Genomic DNA, 19,075 nt, shown 5'->3' with positions numbered 1-19,075 from the left:
TTTTAAACTACGACTCATAAACGCACCATACAAGCTATCTCTCTATTATATGCAACTTCACATAAAATTGGTATAAGAGGCTAAGAGATCGAGGAAGTATTTAACCCGGATTTAGCATAAATCTTCAGTCCTCATAGCGAAGACTTTAGCTTTGAGGGAGGCGTTTAAACTCCTGCCCGATCGCAACGATCGCCCGCTTGGAATGGCCGAAAGTTTGACTATTAAGCGGTTTCAACCGCCGAAGAAACTGCAACAAATGGTGACAGAGAAATAGAGCTGTGTTAGAACAGCTATCGATCGACCACCCAAGCTATCTTAGAAAGGACGCTAGCGAAAGCACAGTCATGGCACCTCCCACTAATCCAAATCCAGCGGATTCATCTGCAAAACAGTCTCTAGAGGCTGGGCTAGCAGCTTTGAAACAGCAGGATTACCCCACCGCGATCGCCCTTTTAGAATCCGTTACCCAAACCGCAGCTAATCAGCCGTCGGGAATCCGCGCGCAGATGGGGTTGGTGGCTGCGTACAAAGCAACCGGTAATGTTAAAGAGGCGATCGCCCTGTGCTCTTCCCTCGCCAAAAGTCCCAACTCTCAAGTCAAAACTTGGGCCGATCGCGCTTTAAAAGAATTAACCCCCCCTCCCCCCCCAAAACCACCGGAAAATAAACCAAAATCCGCAGAAACTCCCCCGGAAACAGGCTTTGTCGCCTTTGATGCCGGAACTGAATCGCCCAAAAAATCGATTGGGGGCGATCGACCGACCGCAGATAAAAAAACAGGATTTTTACCTTTAGAACCGACTGCCGCGCCTGGAAACGCCAAATCGCAACCGATTTTCCCGCCACCTCCACCCCCCACAGGCCAGACTTCTGAACCGGGAAACTCGACCGAAACCGCACCCGATACAGAAATTAGCGGCGAAAATAGTTCCGGTTCCCCAACAGATATCCCCGGAGTCGCCAGCCCAGATACTTACCAACTCACTTGGCGCGAAGCAGGGCGCGCGAAAAGCCCGCGCCCGCTCAAACCGCTGAAGTTGCTGGAGTTTCGGCTGCAAGCCGTTGCAAGTGCGATCGCCCTATTTTTCCTAGCCCGGTTTATCCTGCAATTCCTGCTGACAAACACTAATTCTCTGTTGGTTCAGCTTTACATATTCACTAGACTGCCTATTTTCGCGCCGATTCAGCTTTTTTACCGCGATCCAACTCCGTTTGTTCAGATGGTATTTGGATTGCTTTTGGCCTCGTCTCCCTGGCTGATAGACGCGCTGCTGAAACTGTTTTGCGGCATCGAAACCCTGCGCGGGTCGGTTTTATCGAAGCACAGCAAGGAAGCTAGCCGGGTACTGCGAAGCTTTTGTACGAAGCAAAATATGCCGGTGCCGGTGCTGAAACTCTTGCCGCTGAATGTTCCTGTAGCTTTCAGTTACGGCTGTTTGCCCCGTTTTGGTCGGATTGCTGTGAGTCGCGGGCTGTTGGAACAGTTGACGGATGATGAAATTGCTACTATTTTCGCGCGGGAGTTGGGCCATATCTCTCACTGGGATTTTGCGCCGATGTCGCTGGCGCTGCTGGTGATTCAGATTCCTTACCTGATTTATTGGCAGGTGGCGCACTGGCAAGAGCGGTTGTGTGATTTAATGACGATCGAGTTTTTGCGTTCTGCTGTTAAATTTGTGGCCGCTGCAATTTCTGCTACCAGTTACGGGATTTATAAGTTGTTGCGCTGGCCGATGTTGTGGCTGTCGCGCAGCAGAGTGTATTTTAGCGATCGCACTGCTGCAGAAATTACGGGTAATCCTAACGGTTTGACGCGGGCTTTGTCTAAAATTGCGATCGGCATTGCTGATAATATCGAGCAGCAAAAACAAACTAGCTTTTTCCTCGAAAGTTTCGATCTATTGTTACCCGTAGGTGTTGGACAAGCTGTAAGCCTTGGTTCTGCTGCATTACACGCGCCGCTAGAACAGATTTTGCTGTGGGATGTCAGCAATCGCGAGCGCAATTGGTTGACGATTAACCGCGCGCATCCCTTGCTGGGAGAGCGTTTGAAGCTGTTGGCTCTTTATGCTCAATTCTGGCAACTGGAGACAGAGTTAGATTTGGCAAACGCGGGAGTGCAAGAACAACCCAGGAAAGGAAAATTGTCTCTGTTTAAGTCAATAATCGAATTTAAAGACTCAAAACTATTTTTACAGGGTGCGCCGTTTTTTGGAATTCCGATGAGTTTGGCGATAGTCGGGGTGCTTTGGCTGATTGGGGGGATTTTTTCGAGGACGAGTATTTGGCAGTTGGATTGGCTTTGGGGCGATCGATCTATTCTTTGGGGCTGTTTGCCGATCGGATTTAGCATCGGTACTTTGATGCGGATCAATTATTTCTTCCCGGATATAATACCGCGAGAAACCGCTTCGCCGAGTTTGCCGGAAATTTTGTCAAATCCCGAGAGTTTGCCGCTGGATGCTGAACCGGTGCGGCTGGAAGGGCAACTTTTGGGTCGATCGGGTATGAGTAATTGGCTGGGACAAGATTTGATTTTGCAAACGGCGACGGGTTTGGTGAGGTTGCACTATGTTTCCAGGTTTGGCTACATTGGCTCTTTGTGGCCATTTTTGTTCAAAGAGACTACTCGCCCTAGCGATTTGATCGGAACATCTGTTGTGGCGACTGGTTGGCTGCGCCGGGGTGCTACTGTGGCGATCGACCTTGAAAGTCTCCGCAGTCAAGGAGGGAGGGCCAGTGACAGCGGACATCCGATTTGGTCTGCGGTTTTGGCTTTTGCTGCTGCTATTTGGGGCGCATACATCATTATCCAGGGCCCAAGGTGAGGAATAGTTGTCCGATTGTGGCGTGAATTGCCAACAACGCGCATCCTCGATCGGTTTTGAGTTAAACAGCGGATGGGCGATGTTCTCGCTGCTGGTGGCGCAGCCTAGTATTCATTGGTGTCAACGTAACGCCAAACCTAGTACCTGTCTGCTGTTTGACGATTAGGGTTCGATCCCCCCTAGCCCCCTTAATAAGGGGGGGACAAGAAATATCCTCAAAGTCCCCCTTCTTAAGGGGGATTTAGGGGGATCTAGACTCAGGTAAAAACGAGATTTATCAAGGGTTTTAGCCTTAAGTTGACACTAATGCCTACACTCTTGTTCCCTCTTGTCTCTTCATTCGTAAAGAAAAGTTGCTTTTTTGCCAGCGGTCTGTTACATTTGTTTACAGGAATTGGATTGAACCAAACAGCGCGATAACTTCAGTTGGCTAAAATCCCTTAAGGCATTGCGTAAAAATTGTCAACATCCCAACACAGCAAGTACAGCCAGCCGCTTGTCGGCTGTTTTTTTTCGACCGCTATTTTTGCTGTGCGGGATGAATTCTCAAAAGTGATTCAGATGTGGTTTCCGTTAAATTCAGACTGAAATCTTCCTAAATAACTAGCTCTGTTACCAAGGCTGTGATACCTTTAAAGAATGCTCGGACTCTGCCGGGCCCGATTTAAGGGATACCGGGTAAGTGAGTAGTTCTCAGCATTAGGAGCGAGGTAAGATTACTGGCTGAAAAAATGTTAGCCATTTTATCCATCACTGTATTAAACTGAATACTGGCATTCCGATCGCTTACAATTGACATCCTTGGACATAAATTTCTAGACGGCGCTGGCTATAAACATTCTGAATCAAAACCGGAAGCAAGTAATACAGAATAGCCAATAGCCTAAACATTTGAGTGATGACTAAAAGTTTACACAACAACCTGAGATTTAAAAGCTCTCTGCATCGGCGGTTAAGTTCCGGCCTTATCAGAGTAAATCATCTTTTTGTTCTAAAAGATGGGGGGAGCTGTCAAGGTTGGTGGGAGGAATGCGCCAATTCTCGGGTTATGTGGTGTTTGCCTGAAGTCAATATTCAGTTGACTTCAGGTAATTCTGTTCGAGCAAATTAATTAAAATCCAAGTCGGGAGGAATTTTTCATGTCTATTCGTCTTTATGTTGGCAATCTACCAAAGGAACTCGATCGCCTAGAATTGCAAGAAGTTTTTGCACCGGAGGGTGAATCTGTTACCACCAAGGTAATTACAGACCGCAAAACTGGTAAATGCAGAGGATTCGGTTTTGTGACTGTGCTAACCGACGAACAAGCCGACCAAGTTATTGAGAAATACAACGGCTTGATGTTCAAAGAAAACCCGCTGAAAATAGAGAAGGCATTGCCCCGCTCTAAGGGTAAATCTGAAAAGGGCGAAGACGATCAACAGCAGTCGCCGCAGTCACCGCAGTTGGTGTCGGCGTCGGCGTCTGTCCCTATGCCTGTACCTGCGCCGCAGCAACAGCAGCGCTCGTCGGCTCCTCCTACCCAAGGTGGAGGCGGTTCCAGCAAAAGCAATCGCCGTCGGGGTGACAACAACAAGTCTCGCCGCAATCAGTCAGCAGCAACAGTGTCGAGCGCTGATTCCGGCTCAGTGCAGCCAGACCCGCGCTGGGCGAGTGCTCTGGAAGAACTCAAGCAAAGATTGGTGGAAGCTCAGACTACTAATTAGTCGAAAATGGCGGCTAATTGCTGCTGTCTCTCGACTGTGGTTGACTGAATGTATCTGGAAGTGCGATCGAGAATGGGTCAAAAAACCCTGTTCTCGATCGCACTCTTTTATGGTAAAAAACCTCTAATATCTAGCAGTGCGGTAAAATAACCGCGATCGGCCAAGTAATGAAAACTCAAGTCTTCACTACCAACCAGTTTGATTTTGGTCGATCGAGCGGACACGATGTCATATCCTGAGAATGGTTGGCCAAAAAACCCCGTTTCTATGAAAATATAGGGTTAAGCAGCGAGACATCTAGAAAGAAACCAGGTTTTTAGCCCCCCTAAATAATTCCTGCTTATTCGATCGGCCCGAATTCAATTGTCTCAATAAACTCAAAAATCTTGTTCATAATTCCCTCAACTTCAGACTCCAGGGAACCCAATTCATCCCCCTCGTGATAAATACGCTGACAGCTTACGGTGTAACAAAAATCGTCAGCAATAAAAGCCATAAGTCCCCGGTAAGCATCCAACCGAGTCAGAGGGCCATCGTTTTCTTGCACGCTGATAGTTGCACCCGCAGGCAAATCTAAAACCACGAAATAAGCTTCTTCATCTTCTAAATATTCTGCGTGGAGTAACTTAGAATTGGCAACATTAGCAAGAATTGCCTGAGAAACAAAATTGTCGAGAAAAGACTTGAGATAAGCTTCCTCGCCAACCGACTCGATAGTTTCTTCCACTTCACCAGCAACAGGGAAATAATCAATTTTCAGCAAAACGCCAAAGTCGTCAGAAAATGCGACACAGCTTTCTTGCTCATCAATTTTACCGCCTCGTTCCTCGTCAACTGGAATGGGAACGCTAAAATTGCCTTCAGGAGATACGTACCATGCCCCATCGAAATCAGACTCTTCGCCCTCTACTTCCGAGTAAGCAGCAGTTACATCCTCAATAATTTCTGCTGCTTCCTCGTCTTCCACACCTAATGCTTGCTGGAATTCCTGAAGAAAAGCCTGGTGCTTCTGAGATATTTCGCCATCTGCGACAAACATTGCTGCGGTTATTGCAAAAGTATCCAATACTAACTCATCTGGCATGGATTCCCAAGCAGTATTAAATAATGCTCCTAAACCATCTTGGGCGACAATACCGTCGAGTTTTTGAAACATTGCTGACATATCATCTTCCGAGTATTCAGCAAATATTTCTGATTCCCAAAGTATGCTTTCTAAGATATCAGCATCCGTATCAGGGGAATTTGCCTCCGCTGCGACAAGTGCTACCGCTGCTACAGATTCTTCTAAAGTCAAGCTTGCTTCGGATTGGTCTTCTGAATTGAATATTTTATCAAACTTGCCCACAGGTTTTGCCCCGCTAGTGTTTAGTTTTGCTATTCATAGCAAATTTATGACATAAAAAGATAGTAGTCAGGGATACTATGCGCGCTGGACACGTTGCCGTGCCGTTTCCTTACAGATATCGCACCCGACACGGCGCCGTGTTGTTTCCCTACAGATATCGCACCCGACACGGCGCTGTGCCGTTTCCCTGCCGATATCGCCTATTACCAAGGACTGCCAATGATAGTAAATCCCGCCCAAAACTTCGGGTGAGAGAAATCTGCATTTGCTACTTTTGGGGCTTGATTAATGTCGATCGCGCTTTCAGTTCCCCGCAATTGACCGTTTTTAACTAAAATTTGTTTGTGAATCATTGCCAGTTGAGCTTTTCTGAGCGCTTCAGCTTTAATTGGCTGCGATCGCAAAGTGCCATAAAACTGCGTCATCAGCGCTAAAGTGGCGACATCCTTAAGCCTGTAAGGTCGATCGCCCTTAAATCCTATAGTCGTGGACGCATCCAAACAAAAAAAACCGGGTTTTTTGCCATTTTTGCTGTTAGTCAGCCAAATAACACGGCTCCCGCGCCCGCAAATCTCAGCTTACAACCCTCCACAGCAGCGACTAATCCAGGTAGTTTGACAGTGAATTCTACCAATACTATTCCCAATGACATCTTGCTAAACGGCGGTTCAATTCCAACGATGAACAGCTTTAGCGACATTGATGATGACATTCTCATCTACGACTCAAACAGCTTGTTCACATCTTTAACCAGAGCTCAAACTCAGCCAATTCTGTCTTTCTTTGCAAGCCGCGAGTTTGAGTGGTGCGATCGCTCCTACTGCTAATCCTTCTGGTAATGAATCTGACCTCTTACTCAATGCGAATCCGAGTCCCATTCAGCTACCAACAAGTAGCGATTTAAGTGGCACTTCTACCTTGTAGTAATTGTAGATGTGGTTGAGGGCGATCGAATCGATAAAAACCCGGTTTCTTGAAGAAACCGGGTTTTTTGCAGTTTTTGCGGTTTGTCATACCAAATCCGGGTTAGCTATTGTCGCGATCCATGGTATTGTGCGTCGCTCGTTCTAACGTTGCTGTTCAGCGGCTGCCAATAACCTTTCGTGCCTAACCCGATGACGTTGATTCGGTCGGGTGCAAGCGAGTTGTTATGCGGCGGAACTAGCAGGCTTTATGCCTTTGTTTTTAGTAGGGAAGCAATTTCAATCATTAATTTTCGGCGCTCTGGCTGCATATAATCAAGATTTGCTGACCAGTTCAAAATATTTATAATTTCTGCTGATTTACTGGGAGCAAATTGATTGTTTGTTACCACTCTTCTTAGTGCCAATAAAGCAGCGTATTGAGTGTAGGGCATCTCCATAATACCAACTGCTCTAGAAACTAACAAATTTATATACTCAATTGATGTGTTCCACTCAACGTGCTTGTAAGCAGACAAACGCTCTCCCCCCTTCTGGCTATTTAGTCTTTCATAAACAGGAAAATTTATAACTTTAGGAATTAACGTCCACATTGTTGAGGAAATTTCGTGCATTAATTTTGTGCGGTTATGTCCATACGGCATTTCATCTCTAACCGTATCGTAATAGCCAGCCAATTGATCTATCCGCTTCAATGCTTCCGTTGAATCTATATCGCTCGCAGGATCAACTAAAGCTATGGCATCTCGATAGCGTCCCTCAAGCTGCTGCTGCGTTTCCTGAGATGTTAGATTTATAGCCCCAATATCTGATATTTTTTCTTCGTATTTTTCTGATGCTTCTTGAACACCGTATTTTAGTTTAATTCTCAGTATATTAGTCTCTATTTCCTCAATGCCTTGTTCGCGTAACCAATTTAAAGAACCTTGCACTTGCGGAATTTGAGAAAGAATCCAAGGAAGTAAAATAGGAAGCCAAAAAAGAAAGACAAGAACTAAAGTTGCCGATGTCACCTTTAATTCAACAGAAAAACTCCAAATATTGCTGTTAATTTTATCCGACTTAAGAGAAATACTGAGTACGCTTAATATGATTAAGATAATGATAGTAATCGAGTATTTTTTTCTCAAAGAAGAGGAAAGACCCGAATTGATACTCAATCGCTCATCTTGATTAATCTTTCGATTTGAATTTCTATTCATACAATACCACACCACACTTTGCACTAGCGATTTAACTTTGAACAATCTGAAGGCTTTCTACTCTACCTTAACTCAACCAATAAACCACCCCGATCGCCCTATCGGTGAAAAAAAGTGACATGATTTTGTAAAAACTTGTAAATGGTAAATTGTCGAGCTAGAGGAAAGAGTGATCGCGCGTACTTGCAACCTTGAGGACAGCTACAACTCATCGATCGTCACCAACCCGCCTTCTGTAAACTGAATGGCAAGTTCTTGCTCGTCCAGCAAGGCAGTTGCAAGCAATGATCGCCTTCCTGTCGCAATGACAAGGACTTCTGGCTCTTTACCATCCCAAAGGACGATCGCTCCGTGAAGTGGTAGCAAGACTTCACTATTATCTGCCAAATTTGCGGGAATGTCGTGTCTAAAGGTCAAGCCCATCAATGAAACAGCTTCTAGAGGAAGACACAATTCCCCAGTGAAGCCTGTATCTATGACGAACTCAATAGGGATGCTTGAGCCATTCGGTAGCAAGAAAGTCAGCGTTAAAGTTCCGTGTCTATTTGTCACAATCCCAGACAGAAATCACTTGCAGACAGGCTCCATGACACCACCAAATGAGACAGCAACGTTATATCCAATACGAATACCAAAGAGTCGGGCGTTTGGGTGCTTTTTGCTGAGTTTGCGGGATGCTTGCAATCCAGTTTTATCGACTTCATAATCACCTGTCTCAATGTCGATGATGATCATCTTGCCGATGTTCTCTTCCATCTCGACCTTTTGGCGGATGTTGCTTTCGTACAATTGCTTTGCACGTTGTGCAACTTCTTCACGGCTTAAAAGGATTGCCTGCATATATTGACTCCCGCTCGCTACGCTTTTCTGTGAGTCGTTCTATGATAGCGCACGGACAAGCAGGGTGAACATTGCGGTTAATTCAGTAAATTTGTTTTATTTTCCCAAAAGCAACTCTAACCCATAATAAGATGTAACGGAAAAACCTATTACTCTTGTGACCATAAAAAAGGAAAAACCGATGACCGAATATCAATTAACGCCTGCCAAGTACCACCACGTACAAGTAGTTGTTTTCCTAAACCGCGTTCACTTAGAAAACTATAAAACTCCTGATGCAGCATTAACAAAATTGCTAGAACGTTGTAGTCCACACCCAAGGTAAAAAACCAGGTTTCTTTCGTCGTAGCGCGTAAGTCCTGTACTGAATTAATCACAAATGTAAAATCTTGTTACAAGTAAGTTGACAACACTGACTAAATCTATTTCCACTGACTACAATTGGGAAAAAATCATTGTGTAGGGGAAATTTCATGCAAAAACTAACTAGAATTTTATTCACTACAGCTTTAACCCTAAGTATTTTGTGTTCTCCCACAGCAGCTTTCGCCAAAGCAAAAATTCAGATAGCCATCCTTTTAGATTCTAGTAATAGCATGGATGGACTGATTGACCAGACTCGTACTCAACTTTGGCAGATTGTTAATTTTTTAACTAAAGTAACCAAAGATGGCGAAGTACCAGATTTAGAGGTTGCTCTGTACCATTATGGTAATGACAGCTTACCTTCCTCGGAAGGTTTTGTCAGATTATTAACCGGATTTACTCCTGAATTAGATTTAGTTTCCGAAAAGCTATTTAGTATCAAAACCAACGGCGGTCAAGAATATGCTGGGTGGGTAATTCGTTCAGCAATGCAAGAATTAAACTGGAGTAAAAATCAGGAAGATTTTCGCGTGATTTTTATTGCGGGTAATGAACCATTCGATCAAGGCCCAATAGTTTGGAATCAGTCGGTCACTCTCGCGGTTAAAGGAGATACTCTCGTTAATACAATCTACTGTGGTTCAGCCGAAAGTCAGGAGCGAAGACTTTGGGCATCAGGAGCAGAGTTAGCAAAAGGCAGTAGCTTCAACATTAATCAAAACCAACAAATTGTGGTAATTAAGTCTCCTTACGACGACGAAATTTCTACTTGGAATACTAAACTTAATCAAACCTACATTCCCTACGGTAGAGAAGGAAGAATCGGACAACAACGTCAGGCTGTTGAAGATAGTAATTCTGGCACAAGTTTTGCTTCGCGTAGTGCCTCCAAAGCTTCTGACTACTATGATAATGCTTCTTGGGACTTGCTGGATGCTCTCGAAAACGGAACAGTTAAACTAGAAGCAATATCAGATGATAGTTTACCAGAAATCATGCGAGGGATGACGCTAACAGAAAAAAGAGCATATGTAGCTGGAAAGAAAACCGAAAGAGAAGCGATTAAAAAGACGATCCGCGACTTATCTCAAAAGCGTACAGCATATATTGAACAACAGCGCCAATCTAGTACCAATAGTGGGGAAAATACTCTCGATCGCGTAATGATTCAGAGTCTCCGCCAGCAATTAGCCGCTAAAGGATTCAAGCTTAATTAAAAGAACGCAGACGAAATTTCATCTGCGTTCATCTGTGTTTATCTGCTAATCTGCGGTCAAACAAACTCTTAATCTAACTACTTCGCAGCAGGTAAAGACAACTGAGGCGAAGTTTTAGGGTAGCTTCCATTCACGGGAATCGCATCCGGTTCCTGCGAAAGCAAAAACTCACGAATTACCCTAGCAACTGCTCTTTGAGCTAAACCGCCGACTACTTTCTGCCCCATATTCTGCACTTCGGGTTTCACCAACAACTGCGGAAGTAGCTGCAATACTTTCATCGTGTCAAAACCGGGAGTTGATTGCAAAATATCCCAAATCCGCTTGATGTGTTCTAAGTTTTTTTGTTCAGTCGGTGAAACCACAGGTTGATTTGCCTTGACTCCAAACCATTCGCCGACGACTGCTTTGGCGTTAGCAAAAGCATTGCTCGAAAGTGTGTCGAGACTTTTGACTAATTCGAGGACAATACGATCGCGAATGAAATCTCCTCTTTCGGAAAATAAATATTCTAAAGCTTGGTTCAAGATTTTGCTGACATCGTAATCCTCGCTCTCGCGGGCATTTTTGAGCAAGTTTTCTAAGCGGTTCCAGCGGAATTCGCCTTGTTTGAAGAGCAAATCTTGCAGGGATGCTCGCAATTCCGGTGCGGGGTCGCTCAACAGCCGTTTTGCAACGTAAGGATAAGCTTTGCTCAACACTTTGAATTCGGGGTCAACGTTGATGGCAATGCCTTCTAAGGTGACGAGCGATCGAATAATCAAAGCATAGTAAGCTGGAACCCGGAAAGGATATTCGTACATCACCGCCGAAAGTTCGTCAGTAATGCTTTTGAAATTGAGTTCGGCAACGCTAGCACCTAAAGCATTGTTAAATACGCTAGCTAAGGCCGGGATAATGGGCGTCAAATCGGTGTCTGGTGTTAAAAACTCCAACTTGACGTAATCTTTTGCCAAACCTTCAAAGTCGCGGTTCACCAAATGCACCACAGCTTCTAACAAGCCGTATCGCTGATAAGGTTTCACTTCGCTCATCATCCCGAAATCGAGATAAGCCAACTGACCGTCAAGAGTTGCCAAAAGATTGCCGGGGTGCGGATCTGCGTGAAAGAAACCGTGTTCTAGCAGTTGTCGGAGAGAACACTGCACACCCACTTCAATTAAGTAAGGAGCATCGATTCCTTGAGCTTTAACGGCTTCTAAATTCGTAAGTTTGATGCCGGTGATCCACTCCATTGTTAAGACGCGGCGGCGGGTATATTCCCAGTAGATGCTGGGAACATAAATGTCTTTGATGTGGCCGTAAAGTTGGGCAAACCGTTCGGCATTTTGACCTTCGTGGGTATAGTCCATTTCTTCGTAAATGCGCTCGCCCAACTCGTCCATAATGCTGGCGAGGTCACTGCGAATTATTTTGAAGTTGTTTTGTGCCCAAACTGCAAGACGCCGCAGGATGTAGATATCTAAGCCGATGTTTTCGGCTAAACCCGGTCGCTGGACTTTGATTGCGACTGTTTCTCCGGTTTTGAGTTTCCCTTTGTAGACTTGTCCGAGAGATGCTGCTGCGATCGGATCGGGGCTGATTTCTGCGTAGATGTCTTTGGGGTGGGCGCCCAATTCTTCTTGGATGAATTGATATGCTACTTCGTTCGGAAATGCTGGCAATTGGTCTTGCAGCGTTGTTAGTTCTTCTAAATATACTGGCGGTACTAAGTCGGGCCGTGTTGAGAGTGCTTGTCCGATTTTGATGAAAGCTGGGCCGAGTTGGGCCAGAATTTCTCGCAGTCGGACGGCGCGACGCTTTTGGTTGGTGGCGGTACGACCTGTTTTGCCGTCGAACCACACACTGAAGGCAAAGCTAAAAAATGTCCAAACAACGCTCGACAGCCTTCCCCAGACTTGTAGAGGTCGATTTCGGTACAGCGCTGCGATCGCCACTGGATCGTACCGAACAGCATCTCCGGCCAACTCGAAAGCTATGTCTCTGGCTGATTTGAGCCGATCGTCCGTTACGACATCCGTCTCTAGTGATACTGGTACTGCTGGCAGGGGAATTGTATTTGCATCTTGGAGATTGCCGAGTACAGCCTGAGTCCCTGAATTTACATAAGTTTGCGGGGAGGCTGGCGATACTGTCTTGACATTCATAAATCAGACCTAGTGTGAAGCATTGTAAATATATTGTAACAATTTAAGGAAGAAGACCCTTCTTCCTTCTTATATACTTAGTCGCCGCTGGATCTTTTGAGTCGATCGCGAAGGCCTGATAGTTGCGATTGGCTGCTGACTGGCGATCGAGGTTGGGGCATTTCGGTATCGGGCCAGTTCGGTAAGTCGTGACAGGGACAGAACTCCGGGGGCATTCCGGTTTTTTTGAACACTACGGGCATAGCGCAGCGCGCGCAGGGACTGATTTCCCAAGCTGGTGTCAGCAGTTGGGCAATTGTTTCGTTTGTGCCTTCCAGGTAACAGTCTCCGCTTTCGGGGGAAATGATTTTTTGCCAGCACTCTTCAAATTCCTGGCTGTAGCGATCGCCCGCATTTACCAATTTGGGCAGCAGCGCTTCGGAACCGTTGCGAATTAATACTTTTTTGCCTAACTGAAACCAGTAAGCAATATATTTTCTTACTTCACTATCTGATGCCATAAGTTTTAGTCAACCCTTCAACTAATTGATTATTTTAGACTTTTAATTTGAAATTAGCGCTCTTTCTTAAGAGACATTTTAGCTTTTACATACTTTCAAAATTTGGCTATTCCTCATGTCAAATTGTTGGGCGGTTCCCCCTAAAGAGTATGTTATTTGACTAATTTATGTGACTCTTGAGTTCTCCATCTTAGTTAAAATTATACCTGAGTTTTAGTTAAAATTGTCCATCGGGAAACCGAGATGTTTTCTCTCTTATCGATCGCGACTCCGGCTGTTAATTTTTCGCTACGGGCGGCAGCGGTGTACCCAGAGCTCTTAGATCCAAGGCATAACCTCCGGTGGCGAGATAAACATTATCGGCGATCGCCCCGATGTGGCGCACGAGAGTGCCGAGGCGATCGCGAAACAGCCGCCCCGCCGGATAAGCAGGCACAACGCCCCATCCGGTTTCTTCCCCTACCAAAATTACATCAGCCGCCGCCGACTTCAAACTAGCTAGCAAATCTTGCTGCGTAGTCGCCCAAACAGCCGCTTCTTGTTCCAAAAGATTTGCCGTCCAAGTTCCCAGGGAATCAATCAACAAGCAATCTGAGGGCTTGCTGGCCCGCACAACTGCCGATAATTCGATCGGCACTTCTAGAGTTGCCCAATCAACTGGACGGCGATTTCGGTGCTGATCGAGGCGACGAACCCATTCCAAATCCGTTTCATCAACGCGACCGGTAGCCACATAGATTATTTGTTTTCCCGAACCCGCCGCCAGAGTTTCGGCCCATTCACTTTTGCCGCTTCGGGCCGGCCCAGTTACTAAGATTAATTGTCTCGATGTGGTGGGTTCTGAGTTACTCATTAGTCATTAGTCAGCAATCATTAGTCAGCCGTCACATACAAAGGATTAAACACAATTATCCATTACCAATTACCCATTACCCATTACCCATTATGATTTAAACAGCCAACTACCAAATGCTTTTTAAGCGATAATAGCATTGATGAGACAATATCAGAGTAAGTCGATCGAGAACCCCCGTATTTCCCAAGCTGTTATTTATGCCAGATCATCCTCAGATATCAGCGATTATTTGCACCCACAATCGCGCCGCCTATTTAGGTGGGGCAATCGACAGCTTGCTGGTACAGGATTTTCCCGACAACTTTGAAATAGTAGTAGTGGATAACGCTTCTAGCGATTATGCAAGTCCCGAAAGTTCGACTTCGCGCACCCGCGAGGTGGTAGAAGCAAGACAGGGCGATCGGCGCCTCAAGTACGTCTGGGAACCCGAAATCGGTCTGTCATTAGCCCGGAACACCGGCGCTAAGCAAGCTCGCAGCGAAATATTAGCTTATCTCGACGACGACGCTATTGCTGAGCCGAATTGGCTCAGGGTGCTGCACAGCGCCTATCAAAGCAATCAAAAACTCGCCGTAGCTGGTGGCAAAGTCAATTTGCTCTGGCCGGATGGAGTCAGCCCGCCCGAATGGCTGTCAGCGGGATTGGCCCAGAACTTGGGAGAATACGATTTAGGCAATACTTGTCTGTACGTGACTGCTGCCGGTTTGACTCCCAGGGGTGTAAACTACTCGATCCGGCGCGCTTTTCTCGAACAAATTGGCGGCTTCGATGCCAAACTCGGTAGAGTCGGCAAAAAGTTGCTGTCAAATGAAGAGTTGCGGACCACAGAATTAGCTTTAGAGTTAGGTTGGCAAGTAGTTTATCTACCGGAGGCCCTGGTGCTGCACAATGTCGCCGCAGAAAGGCTCAACAAAGCTTGGTTTCTAGAGCGCGGGTGGTGGCAAGGCATCAGCGAGTGTTATCGCGAACAATTGTCCGATCGAGCCGGTATTGCTCAGCTTGGGCGGGGGGGTGAAAGAATCTTGAGGGGTGTCTGGAAATCTTTTAAATATATTAGAGATCCAGGGCTGCGCTTTGAAAATTTCGTTTTTGCCTGGGGTCAAATCGGTTATTTGAGCGCAGCCATCCGCGGCCTGATTTTTGCACCGAAATCGACCAGCAGGCATTAGGCTATAGGCAATATCCCTCGCTGTTCAAGTCGTCGGCGCGGCTGTGCAGATCGCACTTCATCCACCAAAACTCGACCGCATTCAGGTTCAAGCACTCGATTATGACATCTAGTTCATCCAAGATTCCGGTTTCAGTTCTCATTCCGGCAAAAGACGAAGAACTTAATCTACCTGCGTGTCTGGCCAGCATTGCCAGGGCGGATGAAGTTTTTATGGTTGATTCCCAAAGCAGCGATCGCACGGTAGAAATTGCCATCAGCACCGGCGCAAAAGTAGTGCAATTCTACTTCGACAACCGCTGGCCGAAAAAGAAAAATTGGTCTTTGGACAATCTGCCCTTTCGCAACGAATGGGTATTAATTGTCGATTGCGACGAGCGCATTCCGCCGGAACTTTGGGACGAAATCGCGCAGGCGATCGAAGACCCCAATTTTGACGGCTACTACCTCAACCGCAAAGTCTTCTTTTTAGGCCAGTGGCTGCGTTACGGCGGCAGATATCCAGACTGGAATTTGCGTTTGTTCAAGCATCAAAAAGGACGTTACGAAAATCTCGGCACTGAATCCGTCCCCAATACTGGCGACAACGAAGTTCACGAGCACGTCATTTTAGCTGGTCAAGTCGGCTACTTAAAAAATGACATGATCCACGAGGATTACCGCGATTTATTTCACTGGATAGAACGGCACAACCGCTATTCAAATTGGGAAGCTCGCGTTTATTACAATATTATTGAAGGGCGCGACGACAGCGGCACTATTGGCGCTCACTTATTTGGAGATGCCGTACAGCGGAAACGATTTCTCAAAAAAGTTTGGGTGTGGCTGCCTTTTAAACCCATGCTCAGATTTATTTTATTTTACTTCATTCAGTTAGGCTTTTTGGATGGAAAAGCTGGCTATATTTATGCAAGGTTATTGAGTCAATATGAGTATCAAATTAATGCAAAACTTTATGAGTTGCGCTGTTGTGGCGGTCAGTTGAATGTGGCCGAATCTCAACCGCCTCTGTCGCCGCCAGTAGTTATCAGTCAGGAGACAGAAGTTAAATTGCCATAAGAGTATCTGTGGTTGAGAACCGATGAAGAGATGTTATTTGATGAGTTCTTCGAGGGATGGAAAAAGTAATTTTTCTGCGCTCACTTTTTCGCAGTCGCAAGGCTGTTGACTTGCGGATATTGCTGATACTTTTCCCAGCAGCAATTGGATGCTTTCGATTAGCAATGGTAGAGTTAATAAAATTATTGATGCTGAAACCAGCAAGCTAATCAAGCCGTCAGCCCAATTCCAGTGCAGCCACGCGACGGCGATCGCCGCTAAAATTACTCCAACCGACGAAAATATGTCGGCGACTGCGTGCAGAAACGCGCTTTTGAGATTTAAGTCGCCGTGACAGCAGGAATGCAAGCAACAAGCATTAATCGAGTTGATGCTTAAACCGACTATGGCGGTAATTAACATCGGGAGCCCTTCTACTTCGGGAGTTGGGGACTGCAAACGGCCGATCGACTCGGCGGCAATCCACAGGGCGATCGCTACTAAACTGATACTATTAATTAAAGCAGCAATGATTTCTCCTCGTTCAGGGATTGACGATTGTGCGATCGTACAATCTATGGATTTACTTTTGCGTTTGACTGAGGAGTACCAAGTGGCTGTCAAAGTTATTGCTAAAGCTGCTACATCTGAAAAAACGTGACCCGCATCTGCTAATAGGGACAAACTATGAGAATTAAGTGCGGCGATTAACTCTGCTACAAAAAAGCTGCTAAGCAGTACCAATGCTGTTTGTAAAAGTCGAACTTTGCCAATTCTGGGATTTGTATTCTCGCATTGTGCGATATCCTTGGCGTTTTCCGAGTCAAAATTGTCCCTAACTAGAAATGTCATGCAGCAGTCCTTAAGGTTAAACTCGATTTTAAATTAAACATTAAATTAACTATCAATGACCGATTATATACCAAATCCGAACCAACATCCGGAAAATTTGATCGCAAATTCCCCAATTTCTCAAATAAACGATCGTCCAATTAGCGACAATCAGCCAAATATTTTAACAGGGGAATCTTTGGTTGATTTGCGCCGCTACGATCAATCAAAGTTCGATCGAGGAAAGCCCAATTGGCTAATTTTGCTTTGGTGGTTCGTCCAGGCGATCGCATTTCCTCTCACTCCACACCCTTTTAATCGCATCAGAAGGGGGTTGCTGCGGTTATTTGGAGCGAAAATAGGTCGGGGTGTGATCATTCGCCCCACCGCTCGTTTTACCTATCCTTGGAAAATTGAAATCGGAGACTACAGTTGGATCGGAGATGATGTTGTATTGTACAGTCTCGATCGAATTGCGATCGGCAAACACTGCGTCATTTCTCAAAAAAGCTACCTCTGCACCGGCACTCATGACTCTCAAGACACAGCCTTTCGCTTAATAACAGCACCTGTGATCATTAATAACGGCGTTTGGATTGCCGCCGACTGCTTCATTGGCCCTGGTGTAGAAATCGGTGCTAACGCTTTAATCGGAGCTCGCAGCAGCGTCTTTAAAAATATGCCTGCAGGCTTTATTTGCACAGGAACACCTTGTCGTCCCCGCTGTCAGCGAGAAATTAACCAAAGTTCGTAAGAGATATTACACCAGGAAACTAAGCAGCTTTACAAGCATGCTGCCGAATAGGAATTTCAATGACGAATTCTATTCCCTTTCCTAATCCAGGCTGGCAGTATAATCTGCCCCCATGCTTTTCAACGATAATTTGGTAACTGATAGATAACCCCAACCCAGTTCCTTTACCGATGGGTTTGGTGGTAAAAAAAGGGTCAAATAGTTTCGGTTTTAAAGTTTCGCAAACTCCCCGACCGTTGTCACTAATATGAATAGCCACCCAATTCTCATCAATTACTTTTGTAGAAATTTGAATGCGGTTCGGGTGTTGTTTGATTTCTGCAAAGGAACGCTGCTGATTCGATTCATCTAAGGCATCAATGGCATTGGAAAGAATATTCATGAACACTTGATTTAATTGTCCGGCATGGCATTCTACTGGTGGAAGCTGACCGTAATTTTTTATTAGTTCAATCTCAGGATGCTCTGGTCTTGCTTTTAGACGATGATGCAGAATGGTGAGTGTACTATCAATCCCTTCATGAATATTTACAGCTTTCACCTCTGCCTCATCTAGGCGAGAAAAGATTCGCATAGACTTGACAATCTCCTGGATGCGCTGCGTTCCTAAGTTGATTGAGTTAAGAACTTTAATAAAATCTTCCTCCACAAATTCTAGTTCTATTTCATCCATTGCTGCTTGAATCCGAGGGGTGGGATTTACATAATCTTCTTGATAGAGATGTATAATTTTTAGTAAGTTATGAGCGTACTCTTGGGCATAACCCAGATTGCCAGAGATGAAATTTATAGGGTTGTTTATTTCATGAGCAATCCCAGCCGCCATTTGCCCTAAGCCGGACATTTTCTCGCTTTGGATTAACTTAAGTTGCATTTGTTGTAAATCTTCATAGGCTTGGCTAACTTCTAAAACTTTTTGCTCCAATAATGTATTTTTTTCTTCTAATTTGTCAGCTAGAACATGAAGCTTTAAATGCAGCTTGACGCGAGCTAATACTTCCTCCTGTTGGAAGGGTTTGGTAATATAATCTACAGCCCCAAGCTTAAACCCCTCAACTTTATTTGCCGTATCCGAGAGAGCAGTCATAAATATAATGGGAATCTGTTTAGTTTCTGGATTAGCCTGTAATCGACGACAGGTTTCAAATCCATCAATCTCTGGCATCATGACATCTAGCAAGATTAGATCCGGTAGAGCATATTTGACTCGCTCTAGTGCCATTTTGCCAGATTTCGCAACCCGAACTTCAAATCCTTCTTGACTTAAGGCATCAGATAAGACACCTAAGTTAGCTGAATTGTCATCAACTATAAGAATGGTACCATTTGCTTGAATTTCAGAATTCATAAA

At 45.3% G+C, this 19,075-nt stretch carries 19 protein-coding genes; 8 read left to right on the top strand and 11 right to left on the bottom strand.

What is annotated here, in order from left to right; genetic code table 11:
- The first annotated feature begins 278 nt into the window (after nucleotides 1–278).
- From QUA04_RS17225 to QUA04_RS17215, 3 genes are all read left to right on the top strand, one after another.
- On the top strand, nucleotides 279–2,828 hold the full coding sequence (locus tag QUA04_RS17225) for a zinc metalloprotease HtpX (protein WP_333258571.1): 2,550 nt from the start codon (nucleotides 279–281) through the stop codon (nucleotides 2,826–2,828).
- Nucleotides 2,829–2,850: 22 nt separating this feature from the next.
- Nucleotides 2,851–2,994, top strand: coding sequence for a hypothetical protein (locus QUA04_RS17220; RefSeq protein ID WP_333258569.1), 144 nt, complete (start codon nucleotides 2,851–2,853; stop codon nucleotides 2,992–2,994).
- Between the two features lie 973 nt (nucleotides 2,995–3,967).
- Nucleotides 3,968–4,534 carry an RNA-binding protein gene (locus tag QUA04_RS17215; RefSeq protein WP_333258567.1) on the top strand — a complete coding sequence of 189 codons (567 nt, stop codon included), beginning with the start codon at nucleotides 3,968–3,970 and terminating at the stop codon, nucleotides 4,532–4,534.
- A gap of 340 nt (nucleotides 4,535–4,874) precedes the next feature.
- On the opposite strand, the gene QUA04_RS17210 is transcribed toward QUA04_RS17215, so the two are convergent.
- Nucleotides 4,875–5,882, bottom strand: a complete 1,008-nt coding sequence (locus QUA04_RS17210; protein ID WP_333258565.1) for a tellurite resistance TerB family protein — start codon at nucleotides 5,880–5,882, stop codon at nucleotides 4,875–4,877.
- A 203-nt stretch (nucleotides 5,883–6,085) separates the two neighbouring features.
- Nucleotides 6,086–6,382 (bottom strand): CHAT domain-containing protein, encoded by a 297-nt coding sequence (locus QUA04_RS17205; RefSeq protein WP_333258563.1) that lies wholly within the window; start codon nucleotides 6,380–6,382, stop codon nucleotides 6,086–6,088.
- Nucleotides 6,383–6,502: 120 nt separating this feature from the next.
- Here QUA04_RS17205 and QUA04_RS17200 point away from each other — a divergent pair, with 120 nt between their 5' ends.
- Nucleotides 6,503–6,709 (top strand): hypothetical protein, encoded by a 207-nt coding sequence (locus tag QUA04_RS17200; RefSeq protein WP_333258561.1) that lies wholly within the window; start codon nucleotides 6,503–6,505, stop codon nucleotides 6,707–6,709.
- Nucleotides 6,710–7,053: 344 nt separating this feature from the next.
- Here the strand turns inward: QUA04_RS17200 and QUA04_RS17195 are convergent, their stop codons facing one another.
- The 4 genes from QUA04_RS17195 to QUA04_RS17180 form a co-directional block, all read right to left on the bottom strand.
- Complete coding sequence (locus QUA04_RS17195; protein ID WP_333258559.1) at nucleotides 7,054–8,007, bottom strand: hypothetical protein; 954 nt, start codon at nucleotides 8,005–8,007, stop codon at nucleotides 7,054–7,056.
- Between the two features lie 201 nt (nucleotides 8,008–8,208).
- Complete coding sequence (locus QUA04_RS17190; protein ID WP_333258557.1) at nucleotides 8,209–8,559, bottom strand: clan AA aspartic protease; 351 nt, start codon at nucleotides 8,557–8,559, stop codon at nucleotides 8,209–8,211.
- A 15-nt stretch (nucleotides 8,560–8,574) separates the two neighbouring features.
- Entirely contained in the window at nucleotides 8,575–8,847 is a 273-nt protein-coding gene (locus QUA04_RS17185; protein WP_333258555.1) for a hypothetical protein, read from the bottom strand.
- Between the two features lie 149 nt (nucleotides 8,848–8,996).
- Nucleotides 8,997–9,224 (bottom strand): hypothetical protein, encoded by a 228-nt coding sequence (locus tag QUA04_RS17180; RefSeq protein ID WP_333258553.1) that lies wholly within the window; start codon nucleotides 9,222–9,224, stop codon nucleotides 8,997–8,999.
- Between the two features lie 96 nt (nucleotides 9,225–9,320).
- On the opposite strand from QUA04_RS17180, the gene QUA04_RS17175 reads away from it, so the two are divergent.
- Complete coding sequence (locus QUA04_RS17175) at nucleotides 9,321–10,430, top strand: hypothetical protein (RefSeq protein WP_333258551.1); 1,110 nt, start codon at nucleotides 9,321–9,323, stop codon at nucleotides 10,428–10,430.
- 77 nt (nucleotides 10,431–10,507) lie between these two features.
- Here the strand turns inward: QUA04_RS17175 and QUA04_RS17170 are convergent, their stop codons facing one another.
- The 3 genes from QUA04_RS17170 to cobU all read right to left on the bottom strand — a co-directional run bounded on the left by QUA04_RS17170 (nucleotide 10,508) and on the right by cobU (nucleotide 13,930).
- Nucleotides 10,508–12,577, bottom strand: coding sequence for an AarF/ABC1/UbiB kinase family protein (locus QUA04_RS17170; protein ID WP_333258549.1), 2,070 nt, complete (start codon nucleotides 12,575–12,577; stop codon nucleotides 10,508–10,510).
- A gap of 77 nt (nucleotides 12,578–12,654) precedes the next feature.
- The gene (locus tag QUA04_RS17165; protein ID WP_333258547.1) at nucleotides 12,655–13,077 is read right to left on the bottom strand and encodes a hypothetical protein; all 423 of its coding nucleotides are present in this window, start codon (nucleotides 13,075–13,077) and stop codon (nucleotides 12,655–12,657) included.
- A gap of 277 nt (nucleotides 13,078–13,354) precedes the next feature.
- Nucleotides 13,355–13,930 (bottom strand): bifunctional adenosylcobinamide kinase/adenosylcobinamide-phosphate guanylyltransferase, encoded by a 576-nt coding sequence (gene cobU, locus QUA04_RS17160; RefSeq protein ID WP_333258545.1) that lies wholly within the window; start codon nucleotides 13,928–13,930, stop codon nucleotides 13,355–13,357.
- 200 nt (nucleotides 13,931–14,130) lie between these two features.
- Here cobU and QUA04_RS17155 point away from each other — a divergent pair, with 200 nt between their 5' ends.
- A complete protein-coding gene (locus QUA04_RS17155; RefSeq protein WP_333258543.1) occupies nucleotides 14,131–15,102 on the top strand; it encodes a glycosyltransferase in 972 nt (323 codons plus the stop codon).
- Between the two features lie 101 nt (nucleotides 15,103–15,203).
- Entirely contained in the window at nucleotides 15,204–16,160 is a 957-nt protein-coding gene (locus QUA04_RS17150; protein WP_333258542.1) for a glycosyltransferase family 2 protein, read from the top strand.
- 33 nt (nucleotides 16,161–16,193) lie between these two features.
- Here QUA04_RS17150 and QUA04_RS17145 read toward each other — a convergent pair whose 3' ends face one another.
- Nucleotides 16,194–16,991, bottom strand: a complete 798-nt coding sequence (locus tag QUA04_RS17145; RefSeq protein ID WP_333258540.1) for a cation diffusion facilitator family transporter — start codon at nucleotides 16,989–16,991, stop codon at nucleotides 16,194–16,196.
- Nucleotides 16,992–17,046: 55 nt separating this feature from the next.
- Here QUA04_RS17145 and hpsU point away from each other — a divergent pair, with 55 nt between their 5' ends.
- Nucleotides 17,047–17,724, top strand: a complete 678-nt coding sequence (gene hpsU / locus QUA04_RS17140; protein ID WP_333258538.1) for a hormogonium polysaccharide biosynthesis acetyltransferase HpsU — start codon at nucleotides 17,047–17,049, stop codon at nucleotides 17,722–17,724.
- A 19-nt stretch (nucleotides 17,725–17,743) separates the two neighbouring features.
- Here hpsU and QUA04_RS17135 read toward each other — a convergent pair whose 3' ends face one another.
- The gene (locus tag QUA04_RS17135) at nucleotides 17,744–19,072 is read right to left on the bottom strand and encodes a response regulator (protein WP_333258536.1); all 1,329 of its coding nucleotides are present in this window, start codon (nucleotides 19,070–19,072) and stop codon (nucleotides 17,744–17,746) included.
- Between the last annotated feature and the right edge of the window lie 3 nt (nucleotides 19,073–19,075).

It is taken from the genome of Microcoleus sp. S13_C5 (assembly GCF_036700845.1).
Classification (GTDB): Bacteria; Cyanobacteriota; Cyanobacteriia; order Cyanobacteriales; family Microcoleaceae; genus Microcoleus.
The sequence above is the reverse complement of the archived record's forward strand: the minus strand, read 5'-3'. Positions and strand labels throughout refer to the sequence as shown.